This is a genomic window from candidate division WOR-1 bacterium RIFOXYB2_FULL_36_35 (assembly GCA_001771505.1).
In the GTDB taxonomy this organism is placed as follows: domain Bacteria; phylum Margulisbacteria; class WOR-1; order XYC2-FULL-46-14; family XYC2-FULL-37-10; genus XYB2-FULL-36-35.
Genome location: MEUA01000017.1, coordinates 25,575 through 51,023, shown reverse-complemented (window position 1 = coordinate 51,023; position 25,449 = coordinate 25,575). Strand labels below are relative to the sequence as shown.

The 25,449-nt window shown below is 34.3% G+C and carries 25 protein-coding genes and 2 tRNA genes; 9 read left to right on the top strand and 18 right to left on the bottom strand.

Annotated features, from left to right (window positions below):
• Window position 1: 1 nt before the first annotated feature.
• Window positions 2–1,186: an MBL fold hydrolase gene (locus A2290_05415; GenBank protein ID OGC15759.1), complete on the top strand. Its 1,185-nt coding sequence runs from the start codon at window positions 2–4 to the stop codon at window positions 1,184–1,186.
• 203 nt (window positions 1,187–1,389) lie between these two features.
• Here A2290_05415 and A2290_05410 read toward each other — a convergent pair whose 3' ends face one another.
• The 11 genes from A2290_05410 to A2290_05360 all read right to left on the bottom strand — a co-directional run bounded on the left by A2290_05410 (window position 1,390) and on the right by A2290_05360 (window position 13,654).
• Window positions 1,390–2,544, bottom strand: coding sequence for a hypothetical protein (locus A2290_05410; protein ID OGC15758.1), 1,155 nt, complete (start codon window positions 2,542–2,544; stop codon window positions 1,390–1,392).
• Window positions 2,545–2,606: 62 nt separating this feature from the next.
• A tRNA-Gly gene (locus A2290_05405) sits at window positions 2,607–2,679 on the bottom strand.
• A 168-nt stretch (window positions 2,680–2,847) separates the two neighbouring features.
• Window positions 2,848–2,929, bottom strand: a tRNA-Leu gene (locus A2290_05400).
• Window positions 2,930–2,991: 62 nt separating this feature from the next.
• Window positions 2,992–3,576: a flavin reductase gene (locus A2290_05395; GenBank protein OGC15757.1), complete on the bottom strand. Its 585-nt coding sequence runs from the start codon at window positions 3,574–3,576 to the stop codon at window positions 2,992–2,994.
• Window positions 3,577–3,782: 206 nt separating this feature from the next.
• Window positions 3,783–4,175, bottom strand: coding sequence for a hypothetical protein (locus A2290_05390; GenBank protein ID OGC15756.1), 393 nt, complete (start codon window positions 4,173–4,175; stop codon window positions 3,783–3,785).
• Between the two features lie 22 nt (window positions 4,176–4,197).
• The gene (locus A2290_05385; GenBank protein OGC15755.1) at window positions 4,198–7,509 is read right to left on the bottom strand and encodes a hypothetical protein; all 3,312 of its coding nucleotides are present in this window, start codon (window positions 7,507–7,509) and stop codon (window positions 4,198–4,200) included.
• A gap of 196 nt (window positions 7,510–7,705) precedes the next feature.
• Window positions 7,706–9,970, bottom strand: a complete 2,265-nt coding sequence (locus tag A2290_05380; GenBank protein OGC15754.1) for a hypothetical protein — start codon at window positions 9,968–9,970, stop codon at window positions 7,706–7,708.
• Between the two features lie 38 nt (window positions 9,971–10,008).
• Window positions 10,009–11,337: a hypothetical protein gene (locus A2290_05375; protein OGC15753.1), complete on the bottom strand. Its 1,329-nt coding sequence runs from the start codon at window positions 11,335–11,337 to the stop codon at window positions 10,009–10,011.
• Window positions 11,334–11,909, bottom strand: coding sequence for a hypothetical protein (locus A2290_05370; GenBank protein OGC15752.1), 576 nt, complete (start codon window positions 11,907–11,909; stop codon window positions 11,334–11,336). Before A2290_05370 ends, A2290_05375 begins: the two co-directional genes overlap by 4 nt.
• 289 nt (window positions 11,910–12,198) lie before the next feature.
• The gene (locus A2290_05365; GenBank protein OGC15751.1) at window positions 12,199–12,918 is read right to left on the bottom strand and encodes a hypothetical protein; all 720 of its coding nucleotides are present in this window, start codon (window positions 12,916–12,918) and stop codon (window positions 12,199–12,201) included.
• A gap of 1 nt (window position 12,919) precedes the next feature.
• On the bottom strand, window positions 12,920–13,654 hold the full coding sequence (locus tag A2290_05360; protein ID OGC15750.1) for a hypothetical protein: 735 nt from the start codon (window positions 13,652–13,654) through the stop codon (window positions 12,920–12,922).
• A gap of 83 nt (window positions 13,655–13,737) precedes the next feature.
• On the opposite strand from A2290_05360, the gene A2290_05355 reads away from it, so the two are divergent.
• Together A2290_05355 and A2290_05350 are read left to right on the top strand one after the other, a co-directional pair.
• The gene (locus tag A2290_05355; GenBank protein OGC15749.1) at window positions 13,738–14,970 is read left to right on the top strand and encodes a homocitrate synthase; all 1,233 of its coding nucleotides are present in this window, start codon (window positions 13,738–13,740) and stop codon (window positions 14,968–14,970) included.
• 18 nt (window positions 14,971–14,988) lie between these two features.
• A complete protein-coding gene (locus A2290_05350; protein OGC15748.1) occupies window positions 14,989–15,435 on the top strand; it encodes a 5-(carboxyamino)imidazole ribonucleotide mutase in 447 nt (148 codons plus the stop codon).
• A gap of 62 nt (window positions 15,436–15,497) precedes the next feature.
• Here the strand turns inward: A2290_05350 and A2290_05345 are convergent, their stop codons facing one another.
• Window positions 15,498–15,830 (bottom strand): hypothetical protein, encoded by a 333-nt coding sequence (locus A2290_05345; protein OGC15747.1) that lies wholly within the window; start codon window positions 15,828–15,830, stop codon window positions 15,498–15,500.
• A 7-nt stretch (window positions 15,831–15,837) separates the two neighbouring features.
• Here A2290_05345 and A2290_05340 point away from each other — a divergent pair, with 7 nt between their 5' ends.
• Window positions 15,838–16,095 carry a hypothetical protein gene (locus A2290_05340; protein ID OGC15746.1) on the top strand — a complete coding sequence of 86 codons (258 nt, stop codon included), beginning with the start codon at window positions 15,838–15,840 and terminating at the stop codon, window positions 16,093–16,095.
• Window positions 16,092–17,303, top strand: coding sequence for a cofactor-independent phosphoglycerate mutase (locus tag A2290_05335; GenBank protein OGC15745.1), 1,212 nt, complete (start codon window positions 16,092–16,094; stop codon window positions 17,301–17,303). Before A2290_05340 ends, A2290_05335 begins: the two co-directional genes overlap by 4 nt.
• Before the next feature lie 121 nt (window positions 17,304–17,424).
• Here A2290_05335 and A2290_05330 read toward each other — a convergent pair whose 3' ends face one another.
• Window positions 17,425–17,847 (bottom strand): hypothetical protein, encoded by a 423-nt coding sequence (locus A2290_05330; protein ID OGC15744.1) that lies wholly within the window; start codon window positions 17,845–17,847, stop codon window positions 17,425–17,427.
• 384 nt (window positions 17,848–18,231) lie between these two features.
• Here A2290_05330 and A2290_05325 point away from each other — a divergent pair, with 384 nt between their 5' ends.
• Together A2290_05325 and A2290_05320 are read left to right on the top strand one after the other, a co-directional pair.
• Window positions 18,232–18,687, top strand: a complete 456-nt coding sequence (locus A2290_05325; GenBank protein ID OGC15743.1) for a hypothetical protein — start codon at window positions 18,232–18,234, stop codon at window positions 18,685–18,687.
• Window positions 18,688–18,709: 22 nt separating this feature from the next.
• Window positions 18,710–19,642 (top strand): hypothetical protein, encoded by a 933-nt coding sequence (locus A2290_05320; protein OGC15742.1) that lies wholly within the window; start codon window positions 18,710–18,712, stop codon window positions 19,640–19,642.
• On the opposite strand, the gene A2290_05315 is transcribed toward A2290_05320, so the two are convergent.
• The 5 genes from A2290_05315 to A2290_05295 all read right to left on the bottom strand — a co-directional run bounded on the left by A2290_05315 (window position 19,629) and on the right by A2290_05295 (window position 24,032).
• On the bottom strand, window positions 19,629–20,552 hold the full coding sequence (locus A2290_05315) for a hypothetical protein (GenBank protein OGC15741.1): 924 nt from the start codon (window positions 20,550–20,552) through the stop codon (window positions 19,629–19,631). The genes A2290_05320 and A2290_05315 overlap by 14 nt on opposite strands.
• Window positions 20,553–20,635: 83 nt before the next feature.
• The gene (locus A2290_05310; protein OGC15740.1) at window positions 20,636–20,923 is read right to left on the bottom strand and encodes a hypothetical protein; all 288 of its coding nucleotides are present in this window, start codon (window positions 20,921–20,923) and stop codon (window positions 20,636–20,638) included.
• A gap of 78 nt (window positions 20,924–21,001) precedes the next feature.
• On the bottom strand, window positions 21,002–22,216 hold the full coding sequence (locus A2290_05305; GenBank protein ID OGC15739.1) for a hypothetical protein: 1,215 nt from the start codon (window positions 22,214–22,216) through the stop codon (window positions 21,002–21,004).
• Between the two features lie 207 nt (window positions 22,217–22,423).
• On the bottom strand, window positions 22,424–23,188 hold the full coding sequence (locus A2290_05300; GenBank protein OGC15738.1) for a hypothetical protein: 765 nt from the start codon (window positions 23,186–23,188) through the stop codon (window positions 22,424–22,426).
• Between the two features lie 31 nt (window positions 23,189–23,219).
• Window positions 23,220–24,032 (bottom strand): hypothetical protein, encoded by an 813-nt coding sequence (locus A2290_05295; GenBank protein ID OGC15737.1) that lies wholly within the window; start codon window positions 24,030–24,032, stop codon window positions 23,220–23,222.
• A 296-nt stretch (window positions 24,033–24,328) separates the two neighbouring features.
• Between A2290_05295 and A2290_05290 the strand changes: the two genes are divergently transcribed.
• Both A2290_05290 and A2290_05285 read left to right on the top strand, forming a co-directional pair.
• Window positions 24,329–24,832, top strand: coding sequence for a hypothetical protein (locus A2290_05290; GenBank protein ID OGC15736.1), 504 nt, complete (start codon window positions 24,329–24,331; stop codon window positions 24,830–24,832).
• Between the two features lie 172 nt (window positions 24,833–25,004).
• Window positions 25,005–25,430 carry a hypothetical protein gene (locus tag A2290_05285; protein ID OGC15735.1) on the top strand — a complete coding sequence of 142 codons (426 nt, stop codon included), beginning with the start codon at window positions 25,005–25,007 and terminating at the stop codon, window positions 25,428–25,430.
• Window positions 25,431–25,449 lie beyond the last annotated feature (19 nt).

The following is a 25,449-nucleotide window of genomic DNA, read 5'->3' as shown; positions in this document are numbered from 1 at the left end:
GATGAAAGAACAAGAAATAAAAAAAGATATACATTATGTAGGAGCTCCCGATTCCGAAAGAGGGCTTTTTGATGAATTAATCCCCCTCCCCGACGGGACAAGCTATAACGCTTATCTTATAAAAGGGAGTGAAAAAACAGCCCTTTTAGATACTGTCGATCCTTCAAAAGAAAAAATCTTAATAGAAAATTTAAAAAAACTAAAAATAGACCACATCGATTATATCGTCTCTCATCACTGTGAACAGGACCATTCAGGATCTATTCCGACAATCCTAGAAATTTATAAAGAGGCAAAAGTTGTAACAAATCCAAAATGCAAGGTTATGTTAATTGACCATCTATCTATTCCTGAAGAAAAATTTATTGCGATAAATGACAGAGAGACAATTTCTATCGGAGGAAAAACATTAGAGTTTATTTATATTCCTTGGGTACACTGGCCGGAAACCATGTCTACATATATAAAAGAAGATAAAATTCTGTTTTCTTGTGATTTTTTTGGTTCACACATAGGGATAGGAGATATATTCATAAACGACGAAAAACATGTATATAATTCAGCAAAAAGATATTATGCAGAAATTATGATGCCTTTTAGAACCAATATAAAAAACAACCTGGAAAAGATTAAGGATCTGGAAATAGAGATGATATGCCCAAGCCATGGGCCTGTATATACAAAGCCTTCATTTATAATCGATGCCTATAAAGACTGGATTTCCGACACAACAAAAAATGAAGTAGTTATCCCTTATGTTTCAATGCATGGGAGTACATCGATAATGGCAGATTATCTGACCGAAAATCTTGAAAAAAGAGGGATAAGAGCAAAACCCTTTGATCTTGCAAAGATGGATTTGGGAGAGCTTGCGATGGCGCTTGTTGATGCCACAACCATTATCATAGGTTCACCTACGGTTTTAGCAGGCCCCCATCCCCTGGCAATTTACGCGACATATTTAGTCAACGCATTAAGACCCAAAACCAAATTTATATCTATTATCGGCTCTTACGGGTGGGGGGGAAGAATGGTCGACCAGTTAAAAGGGATGGTTAATAATTTAAAAGTTGAAATAATAGATCCGGTCATTATAAAAGGGATTCCTAAAAAAGAAGATTTTGGAATGCTGGATGATTTGATCTCAAAGATAGAGACCAAGCATAAAGAAATACAAGTTATTTAACCACGATTATCCTAATCGGGGTTAAGATGGATCCCCGCTTTCGCGGGGATGACAAATTGCAAAAACTGTCATTACACAACAAGCCCGAGATAGAAGTTATTTAAGGGGACTGTTGCAAAATTCACCTTTAAATCTTAGAAAACCGCCCCAACTATGATAATCAGGGTTCAGTCGCAGGGTTCTTCGACAAAAACATGACAGCATCAAAAGCTAGGCTTTTTAATTATCAAAAACTTATATTGCATATACTCAACTCCCTCATCAATTTCGAAATCCAAAAACCTATAAAAAGAGTCTCTTTTCAACTTTTGTATTACAGTCTCAATCATTTCATTGCTATAATCCAGAACGCCTACACGAACCTCCCAAAAACCAGGCAAAAAATCAATTACCGAATCCCCGGGCCTAGGAACACGATTTTTAGCTTTAATCTCCATATCTATCCTTCTATAAAGTTCTTCTTCTCGCCATTCTATTAGTTCTCTTATTGCTTGAGTAGAAGGTCTCATTATTAAAAACCTTCCCTCTCTCCCACCATCTTCAATTCTAAGGAATGTCCATCCGTCAAATTCAAGTGACTGTCGCGCTAAATTTATTATACTATCAGTAGTAGTTCCTGCTGATATATATAATTCACCACCTCTCCCACGGTCTCTCTCCAATGTATTTCTAGCTTCTGCTAAGACTGTAGCAAGGTCTCTAGCCCGTTGAGCTTCGACCTCTTCCCGCGAAGGGAGAGTTTTCAGAATTTGATAGAGAGCGCTTTCAACTTGAGCACAAATCATAGGATGAAACAATCTCCGAACAACATTCAAAAATTGGGCCTCTTTACCTTTTTGCATGGCAACTGCAAGCAATTTTTTAAGCAATAAAACATATCCCTCAGCTTTAAGTTTCTTTTCTATAATTTTTTCAAAAATTATCTTATACCAGTCATTTGAATCTCTTGTAGGCATACCTCGACCATTTAAAGCATACTCTTCAAAAAATAAAACTTTGTGATACACAACTTCAAATTCATCCGGCGGGAAAATAGATCTAAATTCTGCGGCAACATTATCATCCCACCTCAATAATCTATCATCAGATAGTCCTGATGCCGCCGAAGACTGAGTAATCTGACTTCTTAATAATTTTCTAAAAGGATGTTCTGAATCTCCTACATTACTATTTAAAAGGACTTTTTTAAGCACTGTATTCGTAAAAGGAAAGCCAACTCTTTGTACATCTTGAATAAATCTATCGACAGCTGTGGGTGAAGATGTATCCAATCGTTCAAATTTAATCAGCAGAGAACTGGCAGCTTCTTTATCCACCGTAGAATTCATTGAAAATGAGACTAACTTTTTAAAAATCAATTTTGCATAACCTCTATATTTATTCTTCGAGAGAAAAATCGTGGAATTTCAGAGGAAATAAAAGCGGGAGACGAGTCTCGAACTCGCGACCTCAACCTTGGCAAGGTTGCGCTCTACCAACTGAGCTACTCCCGCTTGTATAGCTAATAGCCTATAGCTATCAATTAAACTCAAAAATATTATAGCATACAAACAATCAAGCCATAAGAGACGCCCAACAAATTCAGACAACTTTTTTAACATTAACGCCATTAGCCATAAGCCATTAGCCATAAGCTATAAGCTATAAGCTATAAGCTATTATGGGCGAGAGAGGACTTGAACCTCCAAGGGTTGCCCCGCATGATCCTAAGTCATGTGCGTCTGCCAGTTCCGCCACTCGCCCGAGTAGCTGATAGCTTATAGCTTATAGCAGGAAATACATCCTCCACCAACTCCGAATATTAGTTACCTTCTTTTTTTCTTTGTAACTGAATATCCATAAAACCCCAGATACTTGCCCAATGCGTAATAGTTGCCATGAGAATACGCAATAGGATCCGCTTTTCGCAAATCAAACTTCCCGTCACGTCTTATATATTTCTTGTCCGCATGAATACACATAACTTTTGCAATAAACATATCGTGAGTTCCAAGCTTTTTAACCTCTGTCACTTTGCATTCTATATTCACAGGAGATTCTTTGATTAAAGGGGCCTTGACATGCTCTCCTTTTACAGGTGTCAAATGAAATTCTTTAAATTTATTGATATCACGTCCCGACTTAACTCCACAAAGATCAGTAACATAAACAAGTTCTTTTGTTGTCAAATTAATTACAAACTCGCCCGTCTTCTTGATTATTCCATGAGAATGCCTGTGGGGTCGAATAGAGACATAAGTCATTGGAGGCTCCGAACAAATTGTCCCTGTCCATGCGATTGTAATTATATTATAATTATCAGGTCTATCCCCACAGGAAACCAGAACTGCAGGGACAGGATAAACCATAGTCCCGGGCTTCCAAACAACCTTATCTTTATCTTCTTGCATGACATTATTATAACATAGCCGCAACAATGTAAGCTAAACCCCGATTATTAACCCCGATTATTCATCCCTCGAGTAAATGTTTGACAATTTGTTGATTATTGATTCTGGCGTGAATAATCGGGGTTCATTATTTGTTGTCCATATGGCTCTCTTATGGCACAAAAAACAAGTTTGGTCTTATAAATAAGCTTTTGATAAAAAAATAATCATTTTTGCAACAAGGCAACAACTTTTGCTTTTGAAAATTTATCTGAGGCTTTTTTATCGTATAAATACATCAAAATAAAACTAACAATCAAAAACAGAAACGCAAAAATTATCCCACTTTCAAAAAGTTCTCCTAAAAAATATCCAAAACCAAAAAGAATTATAGGGAAAATATATATAATGGCAGAAAACCAAATAAAATTATTGTATTCAATGTCCAAAATAACATTATCGCCAATCTTTGCCCCAATACTATTAATAGCTTCAACACCAAAAAAGCCATCGGATAAAACTTTGCAAGCGCCACAACGCCCGCAACCACCACTTCTTTGAAGCGCTACTTCAACTATATCCTTAGAAACGACTCTCTTTATTATCCCTTGCTCTCTCATAGCACTTCCTATTTTCTCCGACTTACATATTGCTTTCCTGTTTTATCGGTAAATCGATAATAAATGTAGTTCCTTCTCCAACAGTAGAAACAACATCTATTGTCCCTCTATGGCTATCAATTACACAATGTGCAATAGTTAAGCCGAGTCCGGTTCCTGCATATTTTGTAGTAAAGAAAGGATCAAAAAGTTTTTTAATTATATCTTGAGGTATTCCATGCCCCGTATCAGAAATTGCGATTCTAACGGTTTCTAATATATTTTCAACTCTTCGTCCTTCTGTTGTAGAAATTGTTAGTTTTCCACCAGCATCCATAGACTGAATAGCATTTAATAAAAAATTAGAAAAAGCTTGCATAAGCTGATCAGGATCTCCGGATATCTGCGGAATCCTTCCATAATTGGTAACAATATCAATCTTTGACTCACTTACTTGTCCTTTATAAGCATCAATGTTTTGAGCTATTAATTGATTCAAATTAAGCGGAATAAATTTAGGAGATGTAGCTCGAGCAAACCCAAGCAAAGATTCAACTATTCTATCAACTCTATTTATTTCTCTAGGCATTATTTCTATAATTTTCTCTCTAAAATCGAGGTCATCATACTTTGTCGGCAAAAGTTGAGCTAAAACTTTCATAGAAGATAAAGGATTTTTTATCTCATGGGCCATTCCGGCGGCCATCGTTCCCAATGCGCTTACTTTATCAGCCTGGCGAGCCTTGTCCTGTAAAATCTTAACTTCAGTAAGGTCAGATAGTACAATAAGTACGCCAGTTTTTCTGCCTTGAGCATTTCTAAGCAAGGTGCTATTTAAAGAGACAGGAATGAGATTGCCTTCGCTGGATACCAAACTCGTCTCAAAATTACTAAAACATCTATTATGAAGAGTTGCCTCTATAGTCTGTCGCATGGCGCTTTTAGCGGAAAAAACCTCTTTAAAATCTTTATCAACGATATCCTTCCCCGACAGTTTTGTGATTTTTTCCGCCATAGGATTAAAAGTAATTATTCGACCATAAACATCAACAGTTAAAACCCCTGAGACCATTGCATCCAAAATATCCTGAATATAATTTTTAACGCTCAACACTTCTTCATAAATTGCAGTATTTTCAATGGCTATACCAACATGTCCTGCAAGAACAGTTAAAAGTTCTATATCTTCAACTGTATATATATCGCCTGATATTTTATCTCCCAGGAATATAATCCCAACCAATTCTTCTTTTAACATTATTGGAATCCAAAGTGTTCCACCAAATTTGTCAATTTCTTCTTTTAGTTTTAATAAACTTTTAAGTTTAAGCTCCCCTTCTTCATAATATGTTTTCTTCCTTGCTATTTCATCGTTAAGCTCATCCAAAGAAATAACATCTTTAACCGTCCTTAAACACTCAGCAAGAGAACTATTAACATCAATTTCAAGGTTTTTATATTTTTTTTCAGTTTTCATATAATCAAGCGGCGCCGCATAAAACTTCTTTTTGGCTTTATCCAGTAATAACAAAGAAGCTACTGAGACTTTCATATCGTCAATAAAAGTTGAAATAATCAGCTTTGTTAAATCTTCCAAACGAATTTGGGTTGTAATTTCCTGGCTGACGGTGCGAATCTTTTTCTGATAATCATAACGTCCTTTAAGAAAAAACTTGCCTGTAAAATTTTCAAGAAAGCTTATTGTCGGTTGAAACACAACAGCAATACCCAAAGCAAAAACAGCAGAAATTAAGATTGTAATAAAGCCAAACTCCTCTTCAAAAAAATTCTCTGAAATAAAAATAATCAAAGCATATATCCCCATAATGATTGACCCAACAAAACAATAAATAATGCTTTTTTGGATAATAATCTCAACGCCCATTAAGCGGTGTTTCATTATTGCATACAAGGTAAAACCAATAAAAAACAATGTAGAATACGGGCCAAAAACTGCAAAATGGGTGTAACCAAACCAAGGCAAAATAAAATTAGTAATCATAAGAAAGCCAAAGGCAAAACCTATTCCTACAAACATATATCTAATCTGGTTTTTTTCAATGCCTTTTGATGCGTTGTAACTAGTTACAAGATTATATAAACTTCCTAAGAAATAAAACAAAACAAAAAAAACAAAAACTATATAAACCCCTCCAAAAACAGGAGTAATTATGCGATTGTGCACCTCTACATACTTAATAAGCATATTAAACGTGGTAAAAAACAAAGTTATTACAGGGAAAGAAAAAACAAAAATACGTTTAACATAACTAAATTCTCGTTTAGGCGAAGGAAAGATAAAAGAAAAATACATAAAAAATGACATAAGCAAGGAAACAACAACAAAAATATACCTGTCATAAAAGCTTAATCCTGATAAATTTCTGCTTGTAACCATATAAGCAAAATAACTCAATACTGAGCAGCAAAAAACAAAAAGAGCAAAGAAAACATTAATCCTGTTTATAAAAGAAGTATTAAGTTTGCTCTTAGAATATTTAAATAAAATAATGGCGCCTAAAACAATTTGCGTTAAGATTAAATAAAAAGCCGGCAAAAAAGCAGGCCCTTCATAAAGAACGACCAAAACACTGCCTAAAGCTATGATCAATAAGGATACAAAGTATAACCATCTGGAAAGAAAGACTTCAACTCCCAAAAGTTTATGTTTTACAATTGCATAATAAATAAACCCTGCGAGAATTAAACTGAAAATAGGCCCTAAAGTAAAAAAATAGGGTATGTTTAGAAGCGGCAAGAAAAGGCTCAACACAACTCCTCCACCACCCGCAAAAGCCGTACCAAAAAGAACATACCAAAGCTGCACGCGTTCTTTGCCCACCCCTCTTATATACTTATAGGTCAACACAGATATAGCTATAATAAAATAAGCGACAAAATAAATAGCATATATTTTATACAAAAAACCAAACTCAGGCATTCCCAAAAATGGATAATTTAAATCAAAAACTCTGATAGTTTTAATCATGAAAGGAGTTAAAATCGAAAAAGTCGAAAAAACATATCCTGGCGCAAGCATTAAATATCTTTGTATTCGCGGCAATGGAACATGCCTGTTGGGAAACAAAAATGAAAAATACAAGAAATAACCGACTAAAATAGAAGATCCTATTGGGGTTAGTCTTCTAACAAAAAGAATCCAGTTTAAGTTCTTAACCAAAAGAAAAGCAAATAAACTTCCAGTCCAAAAAGCAATGCCAAAAAGCATGGCAGAAAAAGAACGATTTACCTCGTTTTTTCTATCCTTCAAGTATATGGTTAAACTTAAAGCAAGGTTTAAAAAAAAGGCAAACAATAAAAAAACGCTCTGGATACTTATTAAATATTCAAGCATGTTCTTGCCCAGTATTATACATGATCAATTTATTCTTTTATAGACTATAATGATATTATCTCTATTATGGGACTGTTGAGTAATGACAGTTTTTGCAATTTGTCATCCCCGCGAAAGCGGGGATCCAGCTTAACCCCGATTATTATAATCGGGGCTGAAAATTAGCAAAGACATGAGAAAAAAGGTATTTAGACGTTCAATTCAAACCTTTTCTGCCGATTTCTGTTTTTAAGGCCGCATTTTCTTCATGAAGCATTATATTCTCAAGGGCAATTGCAACCTGCCCTTCAATGTTATGCAAAAGAGATAAATCTTCACTTGTATAAAGTTCATTAGAAAGTTTGTGCCCCAATGCTATAATTCCTTTAAATTCATTTTTATAAATAATAGGAACAAAAACTTCTATCTCCAAGTTTTTCATGCTATCTCTTAAATCAAGAAAAAAATCTTTTCCTTTTCCAAATTCGCTAGCAAATGATTGGTTGCGCAAGATACGATCTTCCAATTCTTCAAGGGAAAGAATCCTTTTATAATCCTCCAGCCATTTCACAATAGAGCCGCTTTTTTCAATTTCAATATTCTTATAAAAATTTTCCCATTTGTCTAGTTCCATAGGGACAGAAACATATTTTTTCCTGGTTTTATCAGGCATCAACAAGGAAATCTTGGCACACCCCATAGATTCAAAAAGGATTGAAACAATAAATCGCAATAAATCCTTTAGCTCAGTTTTGCCCGTAACTGTAGAGGTAACCCTGTGCAAAATTGAGCGATAATCATATCTTGAAATAACAAAAAAACGATTACTCAAATTAAAAAACAATATGGTGAGAGGCTGGTAAACCAATGCTATAAAAACAGCAAAGAATATAGAGATTAAAATAGAATTGCTACCAAGCGCTCTCCTAAAAAAACACTCCGCCACAAAGCCTGCCAACACATAAAAACCAAACATAAGCATTGTAACAAAAGCATACGTTGTCCCTCTGCGAAGAGCCAATTCCAATCCCATAAATTTATAACGCCCAATAACATAAGCTAAAAATACAATAGGAATTAAAGTAAAATACGGCCCAAGAATAACAAAGGAAGAAATTCCAATCAAAGGTAAAACAATATTTGTTATACATGTAAAAACAAACCCTAAAGAGAACCCAAGAAACAAATATCCGATTTGCAAATGAATTACTCCTGACGAATTAAAATATTTTTTCAAAAGAAGATGCAATGCATATATTACAGAAACAATAAAATAAAAAGCAAACAACACAAACCATTTTCCTAAAACAAGGTTATATCCCCATGGACGAGTATTGACATCAACAATAAGCAACTGAGAAAAAGAGAGCATAGCAAACGTTATTGCAGGAACAAATAATGTCGTCCACTCCCAAACATTTATCTCTTCTTCTCTAGGAAAGACTCTTGCAAAACAAACAAAAAGCACAGGCAGAAAAGAGGCAGAATACAAAGAGACACGAATCCAAAACAAAGCATCCAAGGGATCGCTTGCTATCCCATACATATAAATAGAAAACGTCCAAATAGCCACACTTAAAGCAAACAAGGCAAAAGAACGATTGGATGTTCCTCTCCAATTTTTCAAAAGGATAGAAAAGACAAAAAACAGGTCTATTGCAATAATATAAAAAGTAAGCAAAAAACTAAAATTTACAGCAACTAAAGAAAAAAAAGTGGCAACAAGCAAACCTATTGCAAAAACAATGCCAAACCCTTTCAGCAAAAAATCTTCTATATCTAAAAACTGACTATTAACAACCGCATACGAAATAAAAAACAATGCAACTAAAACAAATAAAGGCTCTATTACATGTAAATCATAAACTCCAGCAACAGGAATAACTAATTTTATTAGAAATCCTCCAAGAAAAGCTATTGCCGTTCCAAATAACACATATAAAATTTGAAGTTTTTCAATTTTTTCACTCTTGAAAAACTTTAAAGCTAAATTAATCATTCCCCACATAAAATAAACAACCAAATAGAAAACATAAGAATAATACATCATTCCAAATGAAGGCAAAGGCAACGAAAAAGAATATGGGGATAAAACAAGATCTTTTATTATCCAATTAGTAAATAAAGAAGCTGAGGTAAAAAACAGAGCCGGAGATGCAATTAATACCCTTTCTAACAAAGAGATTTTCCCCGTTACCATTCCTTCCGGAAAAACAAAAGAGAAATAAACCCATAAAAAAGCTAAAAAAGCAAAAATAGAAACGGCAAACCTTTCAAAAAACAAGATAAAAAAATGATTGGGCGCAAATAAAATAAAAAGAAAACATAATATCCACAGAGAAAAAGAAAAAGTCGAAAACAATAGAAAACCGACCATTTTCGGGGAACGGTTTTTCTTGCTATAAACATAAAAAAACAAGGTTACACTTATTACAAAAATAAAAAGCAAAATTAATCGATTTAAATTCAACAAGACTTCCATTATGGCGCGATTGTACTACGATGACTTTATCTCGTCAACTACTTTGCATATTTTTCTGTGCGGTTTTTAGGAGCAAAAGAAGAAAAAGAAAAGGTCAACGCCATTAAAAACAAGCCTATGGGGAAATAAGTCAGATAATTTCTACTTAAAATAATATCATTCATAATATTTTCCCAGTTGTAAGTGAACAAATAAAGGTAGATAAAAAACAGCCATGCCAAAACAAAACAGGCCAAAATATATCTTTTTTTTGTAGCTATGACATTTCTATAATAAAAAACCAAAAAAACAATCATTGTTATTGGGAATAAGTGCCAGTTGTCCGTCAGGAAAGTTTTATAAGCTATTTTCCATATAGCCTCCTGGTGAAAATTGAAAAGTTTTTCAAATTTAAAAATAGTTTCATGCGTATTTCCCAATTCCAATCCCAAAACTTTTTTGGTCAAAGTCCAAGGAAAAATAAAAACAAAAAAAGGGATCAGATAAATCCCCAGATTCTTTAAATTCTTAAATTTATTGTATGCGAAAAAAACAAAAAAACATATAAAATAAAAAACCAATCCTTCTTCCTTTATCCATCCGCAACTCGCGGCCAACAAAGCGGAGATAAAAAGATGTTTAGTCTTTCCCTCTTTAAAAAATTCATATAAATAAATAACTGCGCCCAAAAAATAAGTCCCGACAATAAAATCCGCATACTCAATAGTCGCATGATATGTTAGCAACGGAAAAGAAGAAAGCAAAAAAGTAAAAAAGAGGCTGTGTGCCCTGTTTTTTTCCCGCAATAAAGCCTTATAAAAAATAATAAGTAGCGAACAAAAATAGAGAGGAAATATTATTTTCATTTTAACATCATCCCATGTGTTCATAGTTATATAAGTCCATGCCTCAAGCAGGGGAAGATGTGGAGGATAATTCTTCATGCCATCCCCCAAAAAATATGGATTCAGTTTAACAAATGGAATCATCTTTTCAAAAAAGAAGATTTTTGCTCTAAGTGAAAAATTCCATATGGCATCGTATCCAAAAACAGGTTTTATTAAAGCCTCAAAAAAAACATAAATGACTTTCATGGAAACAAGTAAAAGCAAAAGAAGCTCTATCTGTTTCCAGCCATTAAAGCTAAAAGAGATTTTTCTATCTGCAAATATAATTAAAGGCAAAAGAAGAAACCAAGGCAAAGAAATCCACAGCATTCCAAACTTTATTCCGACAAGAGAATAAACAAACATTTGTAAAGTCATAAATGATGTCCCTATCAAAAATCCAAGGGCAACTTTTTCAATAAAAGAAATCGATTGTTTATAAACAGCGCAAACTATTAAATAACCTATTACTGTCGGCAATAATACCGCTAAAATCATCATCTTTTTGCCACCCATCCATATGGAGTTGCTCCTAAAATATTTTTTGGCATAAAATTAACTCCGTAACCTGCTATGTATTCTGCGGCCTCCAATGATTCAACCTGGTTAAAATGTGTCGGAGCTAAATAATATTTCAGTTTTATCTTTATAAAATCATCATTGTTTAAAATAAAGAATTTTATCTTCGCCTCTTTTGGAGTTTTTTCTTCCACCAGTTTAGCAAATTTGTAAAGACCTTCGGTAGGTGTCTCCATTCTTTTTTGGTCCAATGTTTTATATGAAAAAAGCCTGAAATCGTCCTGCGCATAACTTATATAATTTAAAGTCGATTTAATTTCCATTAATGACCAAAAAACAAACATCAAAATCAACGTTTTTCTTCCTAAATCCATAAAATCAAAAGGAATCTTTTTATAAAATTCAAATAGAAGCCAGGATATGACAAGAAAAAAAATTATCACATATATATAAACATTTAAAGATAACCCGTCTATGACCACCCCATTAATATTATTAACCATCCGCGCGGTCATTTGTTCGACGGCAAAAAATTCATCCCCAAAATTTAGCATTGTCATGTGCCTAATTATAGATTAATTGCATATTTTGATCAATAAACTTTAAAGCAACTTGTCAGTTTTTCAAAATAAACAACATCGAGCTTACGCTCGGGGTATTTCGGTTGTCCAATAAAAGTTTTTGTTGTCATCCGGAAAGTTCGTAACTCGTCCCGATAGCTTCGCTATCGGGACTCAAACAGACGAACTTTCCTCCTGCCAAAAAAACTTTTACCCCAAGTATCATAATCGGGGTTTATTTTGAACGTTTGCCAAAACTGACATCGTACACTTTAAATGATAATTACTCTTTTTTAGATACAGCCAACAGGGACATTCCAAAAGAAGGAGAAAGGAAAGATTCAATTCTTGATAAAACCGGTATGAAGATCTTGTCATAAAGCAAAGTCTGCAATAAAGATAAATTTTTCTTCTTTAAAACTCTACCGTTTATATACCAACCAAATATACCGATAGAATTAAAATATTCCAAAGCGGTCATTTTAAACCCTACAGATTTTAAATGCTGTTTTAAAGAATTTCTATCATAACGCCTTACATGTCCCAAAGCCTCATCCAGCGATCCGTAAATTTGCTGCAGGGCAGGAACAATAAGAATCAAATTTCCTCCTTTTTTCAAAAGATAAAACATCTTTTTTAAGGCATCAAAATCTTTTTCTATATGTTCAAGAACATTTAAGCAGATTATTGTGTCATATTTATTTTGAGGCAAACTATTTAATACTTTTTCATCCAAAAAATCACCGCAAATGTAATTAATATTATCGCTGTTACTAAATTTTCTCCTGGATTTGGATATACACTCTTCTATCATATCCACGCAAGTCAGCTCTTTTTTCTTTATTAAAAATTTTGTAAAATTCCCTATACCACAACCTATTTCTAAGATTGTATCTCCCACATACGGCGTTATCTTCTGATATATCCAATTATTATAATTTTCAGCGGAAGACATTACATCTAAAGCTTTGGCATGTTTGTCTGGCACAATGAAATTTGTCATATCAGCTTAACATCTCTTCTAATGCAGAAAGTTCTTCTTTTGTATTAATCCCCAAAGTCTCTTTATAATTAGGCGCCAAATATGCAAAAACGGATCTGCCTTCTTTTTTAAGTATTTCAATGGTATCGGTAAGATAATATTCTCTTTGTACATTGTCAGATTTTACCCTGGATAATGCCCAAAAGAGATCACTTGAATTAAAACAAAATGTTCCAGTATTTATCTCTTTTATTTTTAACTCTTCTTCCGTCGCATCTTTTTTTTCTACAATTTTAACAATTTTACCGTCCATATCCCTTATTATTCGTCCATAATTTCCAGCATTAGGAAGTTCCGCAGTCAAATCAGTCGCAGCTGCGTTATTTTGCTCATGAAAACCTATAAGATTCCGCAAAGTATCATCAGAAAGCAAAGGGACATCCCCCGCTAAAACTAAAATCGTACCATTAAAATCTTTAAGGTAAGATTCAACGGTTTTAACGGCATCCCCCGTCCCCAACTGGTGTTCCTGCTCCACAAACTTTAACGGCCACCCATTAAAATACTCAGTTATCAGCTCTTTTTTATGGCCTACCACAATATAAATATCCAAAACACCTATTTTTTGAACAGTTTCAACAACATATTGCAAAAGAGGTTTTCCTCTCAATTTATGAAAAACTTTTGGGATATCAGACTGCATGCGAACTCCTTTTCCTGCAGCTAAAATAACGGCAACAACCTTCTTTTTTTCCATAAAAATCAGTATAACACCAGGGTTGTATTTAGTCAAAAAAACAGTTATAATTTCAAATATAATTCAAGAAAAGGAGAGTCTAAATGCCAAAAGTTTATTTAATAGACGTTACAAATAGAGACGGTGTACAAACAAGCAGAATTGGACTTGCCAAACTGGAAAAAACAATCATTAATATGTACTTGGATGAAATGGGTGTTTTTCAATCTGAGTTCGGTTTCCCGTTTACGCATCACGAGACAAACTATTTAAATGCAAACCTAGAACTTGTTGAAACAGGAGCTCTTTCAACCTTAAGGCTTGAAGGATGGGCTAGAGGAATTGTCAAAGATGTAGAGATTTCTTTTAAGCTGGTTCCAAAAATAAAACATCTGAACCTATCAATTTCAACATCCCCTCTTATGTGGGAACTTAAATTTGCAGGGAAAATAGCAGACAATGAAATAATAAAAAGCATGACAGATGCGGTAGATAAGGCTTATGCGTTGGGAGCGGAAACGGTTGCGGTAAATGCCGAAGATGCATCAAGATCTGATTTAGATTTTCTTGTAAAGTTCGGGAAAGCAGGGAAAGAGCATGGGGCAAAAAGGCTTCGTTATTGTGATACCCTAGGAGCAGATAGTCCTAACAGTATTTATGAAAGGACAAAATATTTGGCAGAAAGCATAAAAATGGATATAGAACTGCACTGCCATAACGATTTAGGAATGGCCGTAGCATGTTCCGTAGAAGGGGCAAGAGGAATTATTGAAGCAGGTCAAGATGCGTATATTAACACCACAATAAATGGCGTTGGAGAAAGAGCGGGAAACGCCGACCTTTTAGCCACAATATTAGCCTTAAAATATGCAAAAGGGCTTGGAGAAAAAAAACTTCTTCCTGAAAATATAAAGCTAAATAAAATATGGGCTTTTGCAAAATACGCATCATATGCTTTTGGAATTCCTATTCCTATAAACCAGGTAGGCGTTGGAAACAATGCCTTTGCCCACGAATCAGGCATACATGCTGACGGAGCGTTAAAAAACAGAAGAAATTACGAGCTTTATGATTTTGAAGAGCTCGGGAGGGGGGATCCGGAACTCGTAGACAGCGGCAGGTCTATAACAGTCGGGGAATATTCCGGCATTAAAGGCTTCAGAAATGTCTATGGAAAACTAGAGGTGGAATTTAAAGATGACGCCGAAGCTTCTAAGATTTTAGAGCTTGTAAGATATGCAAATGTTCATACGCAAAAACCTTTAACACGAGAAGAACTTATTTTTATTGCAAAACACCCTGACCAAGCAAAAAAAATAATGACTGTAACTCCTTAATTTAAAAAGGAAATTTCTATGAAAAAGTTAAATGTTGGAGTAATAACCGGATCAAAATCTGATATGCCTATTGTTGAAAAAGTTACTGCTATGTTATCTGAAATAGGTTTATCCTATGAAGTTTTAGTAGCATCCGCGCACAGAACCCCTGAAAAAGTAATAACTTTTGCAAAATCTTCTGAAAAAAAATATGATGTAATCATAGCGATAGCCGGAATGGCTGCAGCATTGCCCGGCATAGTAGCAGCACATACCACAATCCCCGTAATAGGAGTTCCGGTAGCCTCAAAAAATCTTCAAGGACAGGATGCTCTTTTTTCAATTGTGCAAATGCCTCCTGGTGTACCGGTCGCTTGCGTTGCAATAGATGGCGGCAAAAATGCGGCAATATTAGCAGCACAAATAATCGGACTTTCAGAACCAAAAATCAAACAGAAATTAAAAATTCTTAAGAAAATCAAATAATCACCACTTGACCCTTTTATACCTTGCCTACTATAATTAAGCAGAATGAATTCCATCGATATTTATTTTGGACTATTCGGAATAGTTTTTTTAGTTCTTGGCCTAAGAGGGGGCATTCTTAGCGCCGTCTTATCTATAATTTCCTTATATTTCAGTTTAACAATAGCATCAAATTTTGCATCAGATGTAACTGAGCTATTGAGCAAAGTCGGACTTTTAAATAATGAACTCAGCAAAATCATAATAATTTTGACTATATTTATTATATTGACTGTGATTTTTGAATTTATCTTCTGGATACTTAAAAAAATAATTACTGTTATAATATTAGGCCCTTTTGATAAAATTGGCGGGGCAATTCTCGGTTTCTTAAGGGGGTTAATCGTCGGGTACATCTTCCTTATGATCGTAGGAGTCTTCCCTCCTCTTAAGCATTATGAAAAAGAGATAAAAAGCTCCAGATTATCTGAATTGACAAATTACATTATGAACATAACTCTTCCGCACGCAGAGACAATAACAAAAAAAATTACAGAATCAATTTCAATACAGATGCCGGAAATAAAAAAAGAGATAAAGATACCATATATTAAAGAAATAAAAGACGTGACATCAAAAACATCTAAAAATACAAATAAAATAAAAAGAGTTACTCCATGAAATATTTAATATTAATTGGCGACGGGATGAGCGATCTTCCACTAAAAGAACTTAACTTCAAAACTCCTCTTGAAACAGCAAAAACACCAAACATGGATTTCTTGGCAAAAAATGGGATGTGTGGATGGGTTTCAAATGTACCAAAAGATATCTCCCCCGGCTCAGATGTAGCCGCAATGTCAATATTTGGCTATGATCCTAAAAAATACTATACGGGGCGAGGCCCACTTGAGGCTGCTTCTCTCGGGGTTAAACTTAAAGAATCAGATATTGCTTTTCGATGTAATCTTGTAACTATAAAAGATGGCCTAATGGAGAGTTTTACTGCCGATCATATATCAACAGAAGAAGCAAGAAAAATATTAACAACATTAAATCAAAAGATGGGACATAAAGGGATCCGTTTTTATACGGGTTTATCTTATAGGCATCTTCTTGTTATTAATCCAACGGTCGGAAATTTTGTTGAAAATCTTCCAAAGCTTGATTGTACCCCACCCCACGATATAACAGGAAAAAAGGTCGAACTCTATCTTCCTCAAGGACCCGGCGAACATTTAATAAAATCTTTGATGAAAGAATCTATAATGCACCTTCTTGAACATAAAGTAAACATTACACGGATAGAAAACGGCAAAAAACCCGCAACAATGATATGGTTGTGGGGGCAAGGGAAAAAACCGCAAATGCAACTTTTTAAAAAAGAATATAATAAATCCGCAGCAGTAATTACCGCTGTACATCTTCTAAAAGGCCTTGGGAAAATAATCGGAGCAGAAATACCGTACGTTAAAGGGGCCACAGGATTTATCGACACAAACTATAAAGGAAAAGCAGACGCAGCCCTAAAAATGATTAAAAGGCATGATGTTGTGTTTGTTCATGTAGAAGCTCCTGATGAATGCGGACATATGGGCGATATAAAAAGAAAAATAAAGGCTATTGAAGACTTTGATGAGAAAATAGTCGGTTATTTATTAAAAAGCATAAAAAACAGGATTAAAGATTTTAAAATAATGGTATTGCCTGATCATCCAACCCCGATAAAACTAATGACTCATACAAGTGATCCTGTCCCTTTTGTTATTTATAACAATGTTCAAAACACCGGAAATAAGACAATAACGAAATATAATGAAAAAGAGCTTAAAAAATCAAAAATTAAAATTGATTCTGGACACAAGCTTTTAAAAAAATTTTTTCAATAAGGGACTGTTGTAAAATATATAATTTCTGCCGCAATTATTAAGGCTTTCGCACCCTTCGACAAAGCTTGCCCTGAGTTTATCGAAGGGCTTAGGGTGACATTTAGCAACAGTCCCAATAAGTTTATTCAAAATAAATAACTTTTCCCTCTTTCAAAGACTTAAAAAAGTCAACTTTATTTGATTTTAAATCTGTTTCAGAAAACATTTTCATTGTATCTGCCCATTTCCTCTCATTAAATTCTATGCCTTCTTTTGCAGCTTCTTCTTTTATTAAGAAATATATATAACCGGTTTGAGTATAAAAAGTTCTTTCCCCATTTTGATAAAGCCCCCAGCCATACCCTTTTTCGTTATCATTTTTTATAGAATAATGACCAAATTTTATTTCTACGGCAGTGTTTTCTTCAACTAACTCTTTGGCATTTGTTAACCAATCCTTCTGTCCAACAATATTATAGGGCCTCTTAGCAGAAACACCATCCCCTTGAGAAATTCCATTTGAAGCAGCAGTCGAAGTCGCAAAAAAAGAAATACCAATATTCATACAAAATACCTCCTGTTTTTTAAAAGGCACTTATAAGAATATGTATATGCGGTAAGTTTAGAAAATCAGAAAAAGTATAAGTACTCTATTTTTTTATGATTATAACATATTATTACGTTTTTTTCAAATAAGAGCAGCAATTATTTTTGAGACAAGGCTCTTAGGGCGTATGAGTAAACAAAGTAAAGAATCTTATCGCCATCCGAAAACTTCTGACCCCCGATTATGATAATCGTCCCGATAGCTTAGTATCTCGGGACTCAAACAGCAGAAGTTTTCTACTGTCAAAAAATTCTTATTTGGAATAACAGTTACTTAAATTTTATTTTCCTTTCCAAAAAAATTATGATATAATTATGTCATAAATTAGTAGGAGGATAAGAGATGTTTAAAAAAATGTTTGCTGCGCTTTTTCTTTCAATGTTCATAGTTTCTGTTGGTTTTGCTGAAACATCAAGTATCGGTTATATAGATGTACAAAAGGTCTTCTCAAATTATAAAGAGACAACAAAGGCTCAAAAAGAACTTCAAAAAAAGGAAGAAGACTTTAAAAAACTATTTGAAGACAGTCAAAACAAATTAAAAGAAGCAGAAGATAAGGGAAAAAGCAAAAATGAACTCGATAAAATGACAAAAGATCTGGAGAAAAAATTAGAGCCTAAAAGGACAGAATTACTAAAACTTAACGAACAGTTAACCTCAAAACTTCAAGGCAATATTGTAGACTCGGTTGAAAATGTCGCAAAAAAATTAGGGATAGACATAGTTTTAGACAAACAGGTCCTTATCGTCGGTGGCATGGACATAACCGACATGGTAATAAAAGATCTTAATAAATAAAATATAAATTATTAATCTTTTCATGCAAAAAATAAGCGATCTCGCAGATTTAGTTTCGGGCAAAGTTATTGGCGATCCTTCTATTAAAGTCAAAACTATTTCTGAAGCATCTACATCAACAAAAGAAGATTTAGTTTTTGTTTTTGATCAAAAAAAATTAAACGAAGCTTTAAACTCCCAAGCAGTTGCAATAGTAGCCCCTATTGGATCCAAAATAACAAACAAAACAGCAATTTTAGTCAAAAATCCACGTTTAGCAATGGCAAAAATTTTAAAGCTTTTTGCAACCTCTTGTGAAATAGAAAAAGGGATACATAAAACAGCGGTGGTTCACAAATCCGCACAACTTGGAAAAGATATCGGAATTGGCCCATTAGTATATATAGGGCCTAACACTCAACTTGGAGATGGGACAATAATCCATCCAAATGTAACAATTTATGAAAGGGTAAAAATAGGAAAACGTTGTATAATACATAGTGGAGCAGTTATAGGAACATATGGCTTCGGTTTTGAACAAGATGAAAATAAAAACTGGATCAAAATACCTCAAATTGGTAATGTCATAATAGAAGATGATGTCGAAATTTTTGCAAATACATGTATTGCCCGTGGAACAATAGGAAATACTATAATTAAAAAAGGGACAAAAATTGACAATTTAAACCAAATTGCCCACAACTGCGAAATAGGAGAAAAATGCGCCATAGCAAGCCAGGTAGGGATGGCCGGAAGTGTAAAAATCGGAAACAACGTGATTATTGCGGGACAGGCCGGATTTAAGGATCACGTTTGTGTCGGTGAAAATACAATAGTAATGGGGAAATCGGGAGTTACAAAAGATATATCTCCAAATTCAATAGTTTCAGGTTTTCCCGCAATTGACCATAAAGAAGAGCTGAAATTCTCCGCAAAGTTAAAAAAACTTGCAAAAGAAACAATTAAAAAGGTTTAAAATCAAAAGAAAAAGTTGCCTCCGGAAATTCTGAAAAACCTTCTACAATTTCCACGGTTGGTATTTCTCCGTGTTTAAACCCAAAATAATTAAATGCGTATGCTGGATCTAATCTATATGTTGATATACCAAACAAAGCAGGATTATTTTGTCCCCCTTCGTAAAAATGATGCGCTGAAGCTAAATGTTCATGTAAATCTGAAAAACCAAAGATAGAGTCTGGGGATCCTTCTTTTGTAATTATGTGATTAGAAACTCCATCATATTTAATAAAACGTCCATAATGCATATCAGTTCCACTATTTGTATAAGGACAATGCTGCTTTCCATTGGTCTCTTTTACATGATGTAAATAAATTGAACCGTTAATCCGCAATTTAGCCCCTTCTTTTAGTTGAGCAAGAAAGCGTGCAAATCCTTCATGAGAGATTCCCCATTCATCAAAAACAAGTTCATCTCCTTGTCTGATTGTTAAACAGTCTTCATCATCACCTCGCATTCCAACCTCAGACATAGCCCCCCCCATCATTCTTGCATTTAAAAGGGCTCTATCACTTTCATCTTCAGGGCCAGGAAGATCCGGCACAGTGCTTTGACAAGGAGATAACTCAAAAGGAGCTTCTTCAATTTGACTATCATTCAACTCTTTTTTCAAACAAAAAACACGATCTTTTACAGCATAATTTTTATAACGAGAAAATTGTGTTTTTGATGTGTCAGCGGACACCTTAAAACCAAGGACAAACTCCTCTGCGTCTTGTCTCACTATAGATAAAAGTTCATTTAAAAAGGGTTGAGTAAACCTGTAGCCTAAAGCAGAGAGAATGCTGAGACGGCTTCTAATTTTAGGCATAAACCCTATCCTATACATCGCATCAGATGATCTTCCAGGTAATTTTGCAACTAACATACTTCATCCTCCTAATATCAAAATCTAAATGTCTTTTATTATAAAATTATCGAAAAAAACAAGGGGATAATTTCAGTATATTTTTACAAGCAACAAAGAGCGGTAGAGATAGCTCCTTCTATTGAATATTGAAAACTCTTAAGGAGCGGTTTTATATGGGGCTCTGTATTAATTTCAGAATGACTAAACAAGTATTCTCTAATTTCCAATATTACGATTTTTGCCTCATCTGAGGTATGTGTCTCTGCTATTCTAGTTATCTCTTTAATAACCTTATCTTCCAGCTGGAAAAGATGTTCAGGTTTGCTGATTTTTACATCATCGAGAAACCTTTTAAACTTTTTTATTAAAACCTCTTCTTGGGCATTCATTGTTTCTCTCCTGTTTCCTACATATATATCGTAAAAAACAGTGGGAAATTTCGCAAAATCCCAAAATTGTAGGAGGGATCAAAGCAAAGGGGAAGTATCCAACATGGTCCCATTTATATAATGTATTAAAGTGCTTGTTATCCCAACATCCGTATCATCACAAATTAAGGTTTCAAGTGTTCTACTTGAAATCCATCTTGAAGCTATAACAAAATATTTTGCTTCAGCATATGGACCTTCGGCTGCAGCCCTTGCAATCTGATCTTTTGTAGCGCCTTGATTTAAAGCGGCTTTAATAGCCTTTCTCATTACATTTTTTTCACTTCTGCTAAAGTCTGTCAGTTTTGAAGTTGTAACTAATGGATATTTTCCTCTTATCACTTTGAGGATTACTTCTTTAGGAAGAAGCCCCGACTCAATAGCCGTTATTTTCAGGTTAATATCTGGATTTTTTACGACAGCACGCATAACTTCGGTTATAGTAATTCCAAAGTCTATCAACAAGTTGTTGCGTGTCTCTGATTCTGGGCATAATAATGAGCTCAAGAAACTTTCATAAATATAATCACTATGAAATGTTCTTAAAATCCTCAAAACCGCATTGCTCCTATACTGTTGATCCTTCTCATAAGACACAAGTCTATCTTTTAACTTTGTCTCCCCTATGTTTGCTACCTCTCTCAATCCAAAATATCTACATAAAGAGAGAAAAAACAGATCCTCTCTGGATATTCTTTCAGAGTGAGCCGCTAATGCTAACAAGGATGGATAATAGATTCGATGAGGAAAACTTTCAATTAACATGTGAACATCTTCCGCTGAAAAACGCAAATTGCCTTTTTCAGAACGAGAAACAAATTCAACTAAAATTCTTTCGATATTAGGGCTTTCTTCCAGGGGCGCTCTTCTGCTTTCACTATTATAAAGATATATCAATTCTTTGGGGGTAAGCGCCATCAACTGACCTTCTTCTATCAAAGGATGTGTCTCTTTTGAAGTGATAAAAGGGTTAATATCTCCATATAACCTTCTCACTTCAAATCTAGCGCTTTTGCTAACAGCTTCTTTTATTTCTGATTGTGAAACATCTCTAGCCTTCAACATCCCAATCACTTTTAAGGCAGTAGTTGGAACAGCTCTTCTAACATATCTAAAAAGAGTTCCGTTTGTAATGTTGGGATTATCTAAGCGTGCCTCTCTAATCATACTTACTGAAGGGTTTTTCCTATGCCCAATAGCGCTAGCAACAACAACTCTTGGTGTTATAATCGGGGTTAAATTTATATGTCTCATTTAGTCCGCCTCCATTATGAAAAGGCTCGCGCGCTTTTCCATTTTTTATATCTCAGTTTTATTATCAGAATAAAAAAACCGTAATTTCAGCAAAAAACAAACAGACAGTTAGAATCCGACAATTATCTTGGCTTTATTTAACTCCGATTAGTCACTCCGATTATCATGATCGGGGTTCATGTGAGGAGAATCTAATCCTCTGATATTCTAAAACAATTCCTTTATCTTTTCTGCAATATTTCTGGCTGTAAGAAGACTCTCCCCTATCAAAACCGCCGAAAACCCTGCCGATTTAAGTTCCTTAATTTGTGAAGAGGAAGAAATTCCGCTCTCTGAAACAAGGACTTTTGATTTTAATTCAGGATATTTGGAAGATAATTTGAGTGAATTTTCAAAATCAACTCTTAAAGTATCTAGATCTCTATTATTGATTCCAATTATATCACAGTCACAAGCGAGAGCTTTTTCGATGTCTCGTTCATCGTGAGTCTCAACGAGTGTTTGAAGTTTTAGCTCTTCACACTTTTCCAACAATCTTTTTAATTGTTTTTCTTCCAGAATCCTTGCTATTAAGAGAACTGCATCAGCCCCTGAAATTCTAGATTCTATAAGTTGAGATTCATCTATTATAAAGTCTTTGCGAAAGACAGGAAGCTTTGTCGCCTCTTTCACCTGTTTCAGAAAGCCTATCTCCCCCTGAAAATAGTTTTTATCGGTAAGAACAGATATTGCGGCTACTCCTGCTTGTTCGTATTGTTTTGCAATCAAGACAGGATCAAAGTTTTTAACAATAACACCGGCAGAAGGAGACGCTTTTTTTATTTCGGCAATAAGGGAAATTTTGTCTTTCTCACAGATAGCAGATTTAAAATTCCGCAAAACATGAGAATTTTCTAAGTCTGTAGCTCTTAGCGATTTTTTTAAGGTTTCGATTTCAGATTTTTTTGTTAAAACTATTTCATCGAGAATCATTGAAAATCATTATAGCAGATATTTTGGACTCTTACTCCCCCGCCAAAGAGGAATTTCCTTCAAAAACAGCATACCTTTTGATACTTGCGGCGTTTCTTGGTTTTTCGACAATGACTGCAGAACCTTCTATTCTCACAAAAACCTCAGCCAATAACCCCGCACCGACAGATATATAAAAAGCCACATACTTATCCGCCCTTGGGAATCGTTCCACAAATTCCGGAGCGTTTCCCCTATTTTCCAATAAACCAGATAAAACATCAAAATCAATAAGAGAAAAATTGTTAAAGATTTTCAAAACACCAATCAACCACAAAACCCCCTGTAGGTCTAAAGGAAAAAACTTATCAACATTGGCTTTCATTCCGGCACAAGGGATTAACCCCAAAATAAATTTATGGATTTCCGCATTAAGATACCCGTTAAAAAGCGCAAAATTTTCTTTCGTTATAAGACCAATATCCACCGGAGAAACTAACGAAGAATGGCCATTTAATTTTTTTGCATCACCAATAACAGTTTGTCTATTATAATAAAAATCCCTGCAATCTTTATGATAGTCAATCAATTTTTGCTTATTACAACCGCTTCCATTTTCTCCCAACAGCTTTATTGTATAAAGCAAAAAATTCTTTGTAAAAGGAAAAAATGGAATTGCTGAATTTTGGCCTCGGAACAAAACTTTTGGCACATCTGGCTTGCCTTTAAACAAAATAGCCATCTCCCCACCATTTTTCCCAAAAATAATCTTATTATCAAGCACCCTAACACCAAAACCTTTACATCTTCTTTGTTGTCCTGTTGGCGTCGTAGAATTAGCACCCGCAGAAGTTATCATATTCATAAGTAACTATTTATCTTAAAAGAGCAATAAAAATTTCAAGCTAATGAAAGTTGAGAATATTCTATAACAACATATGCGTATAGTTTTTGGGCTTGTTGCGTAATTATAGTTTTTGCAATTTGTCATCCCCGCGAAAGCGGGGATCCATCTTAACCCCGATTATTATAATCGGAGTTGTTTTTTGAGAAATAGATTCCCGTTTTCACGGGAATGACCATTACACAACAGACCCTTTTTATAAAAATATTTTGTCAATAAAGGTTTAAGTGGTATAATTTTAAAAAAGGAGTTGTCATATGAATAAAGGTTTATTGATTGGCGTTATAGTTTTGGGGTTGATCGCGTCTCTGTTTATTGTTTTTAATTACAATGCAATGTTTGGTATGGTTGTGAATTTTATGACTGGGGGAGATGTCGCTTGGAACAACAACGCTATCGGAACAACCCAAGGAGGGGTAATTCATTTGGCAGCAAGACCTGGAAAAGGGATAAATCCTCCAAAACAATTCCCTAAGGATTTACCGATTTATCCAAAAGCTAACATTATTACCCTAAGCATAGATACAACACAAACACCAAACTCGATCAACACCATAATGGAATCAGATGACAACACAGATATGGTAAACAATTTTTACAAATCTGAAATGCCAAAGAACGGATGGACATTAAAAGAAGATAGCGCGGGAATGATGATGACCGACTGGACCAAAGACAACCGCAAACTTAGTATTATGATATCCAAAGGTAAACGTGGAAATCAAAATACGCCCGGTTGTACAATAATAATAACAGACTAAGCCTTATACGATATAAAACGATATAAAATAAAAAACATTAGTGGCAACTCTAATAAATCTTTGAAATTGGAATTAACCCCGATTAGGAAATCGGGGTTAAGACAGCAGTGACATAATATATTTTAGAGATATTTTAGTTGAACTTATCATTCAATGAAATAGGTGCTTTAAAATGTCAGACAAATTATTAATAATTTCAGTTATAATCGCAGGTTTAATTGTTTCTTTATTTATCGTATTTAATAACAACCCCATAAGTAAAACTGTATCCACTTTTATAACAGATATAAACAGAATAAAGATACCAAGCAGTTTCCCTAAGGATATTCCAATTTACCCAAACGCTAAAGTTGAAAGCTTATTAATTAACAAAAGCCAGATCAGTCTTGTACTTATTTCCGAAGAAAACCCAACTAAAATAAACAACTTCTATGATTTAGAAATAAAAAAATATGGTTGGACATATACATACAAAACCGTTAATCTCTATGTATCAAGCAAAGAACACCGCGAATTATCTGTTTCTATCGCCAAACTCCCTGAAGAGATAAACAAAAATGGATATTATATAGTAATCAATGAAAAAGATAAAAATTAAAACTGATTAGCTAAAATTT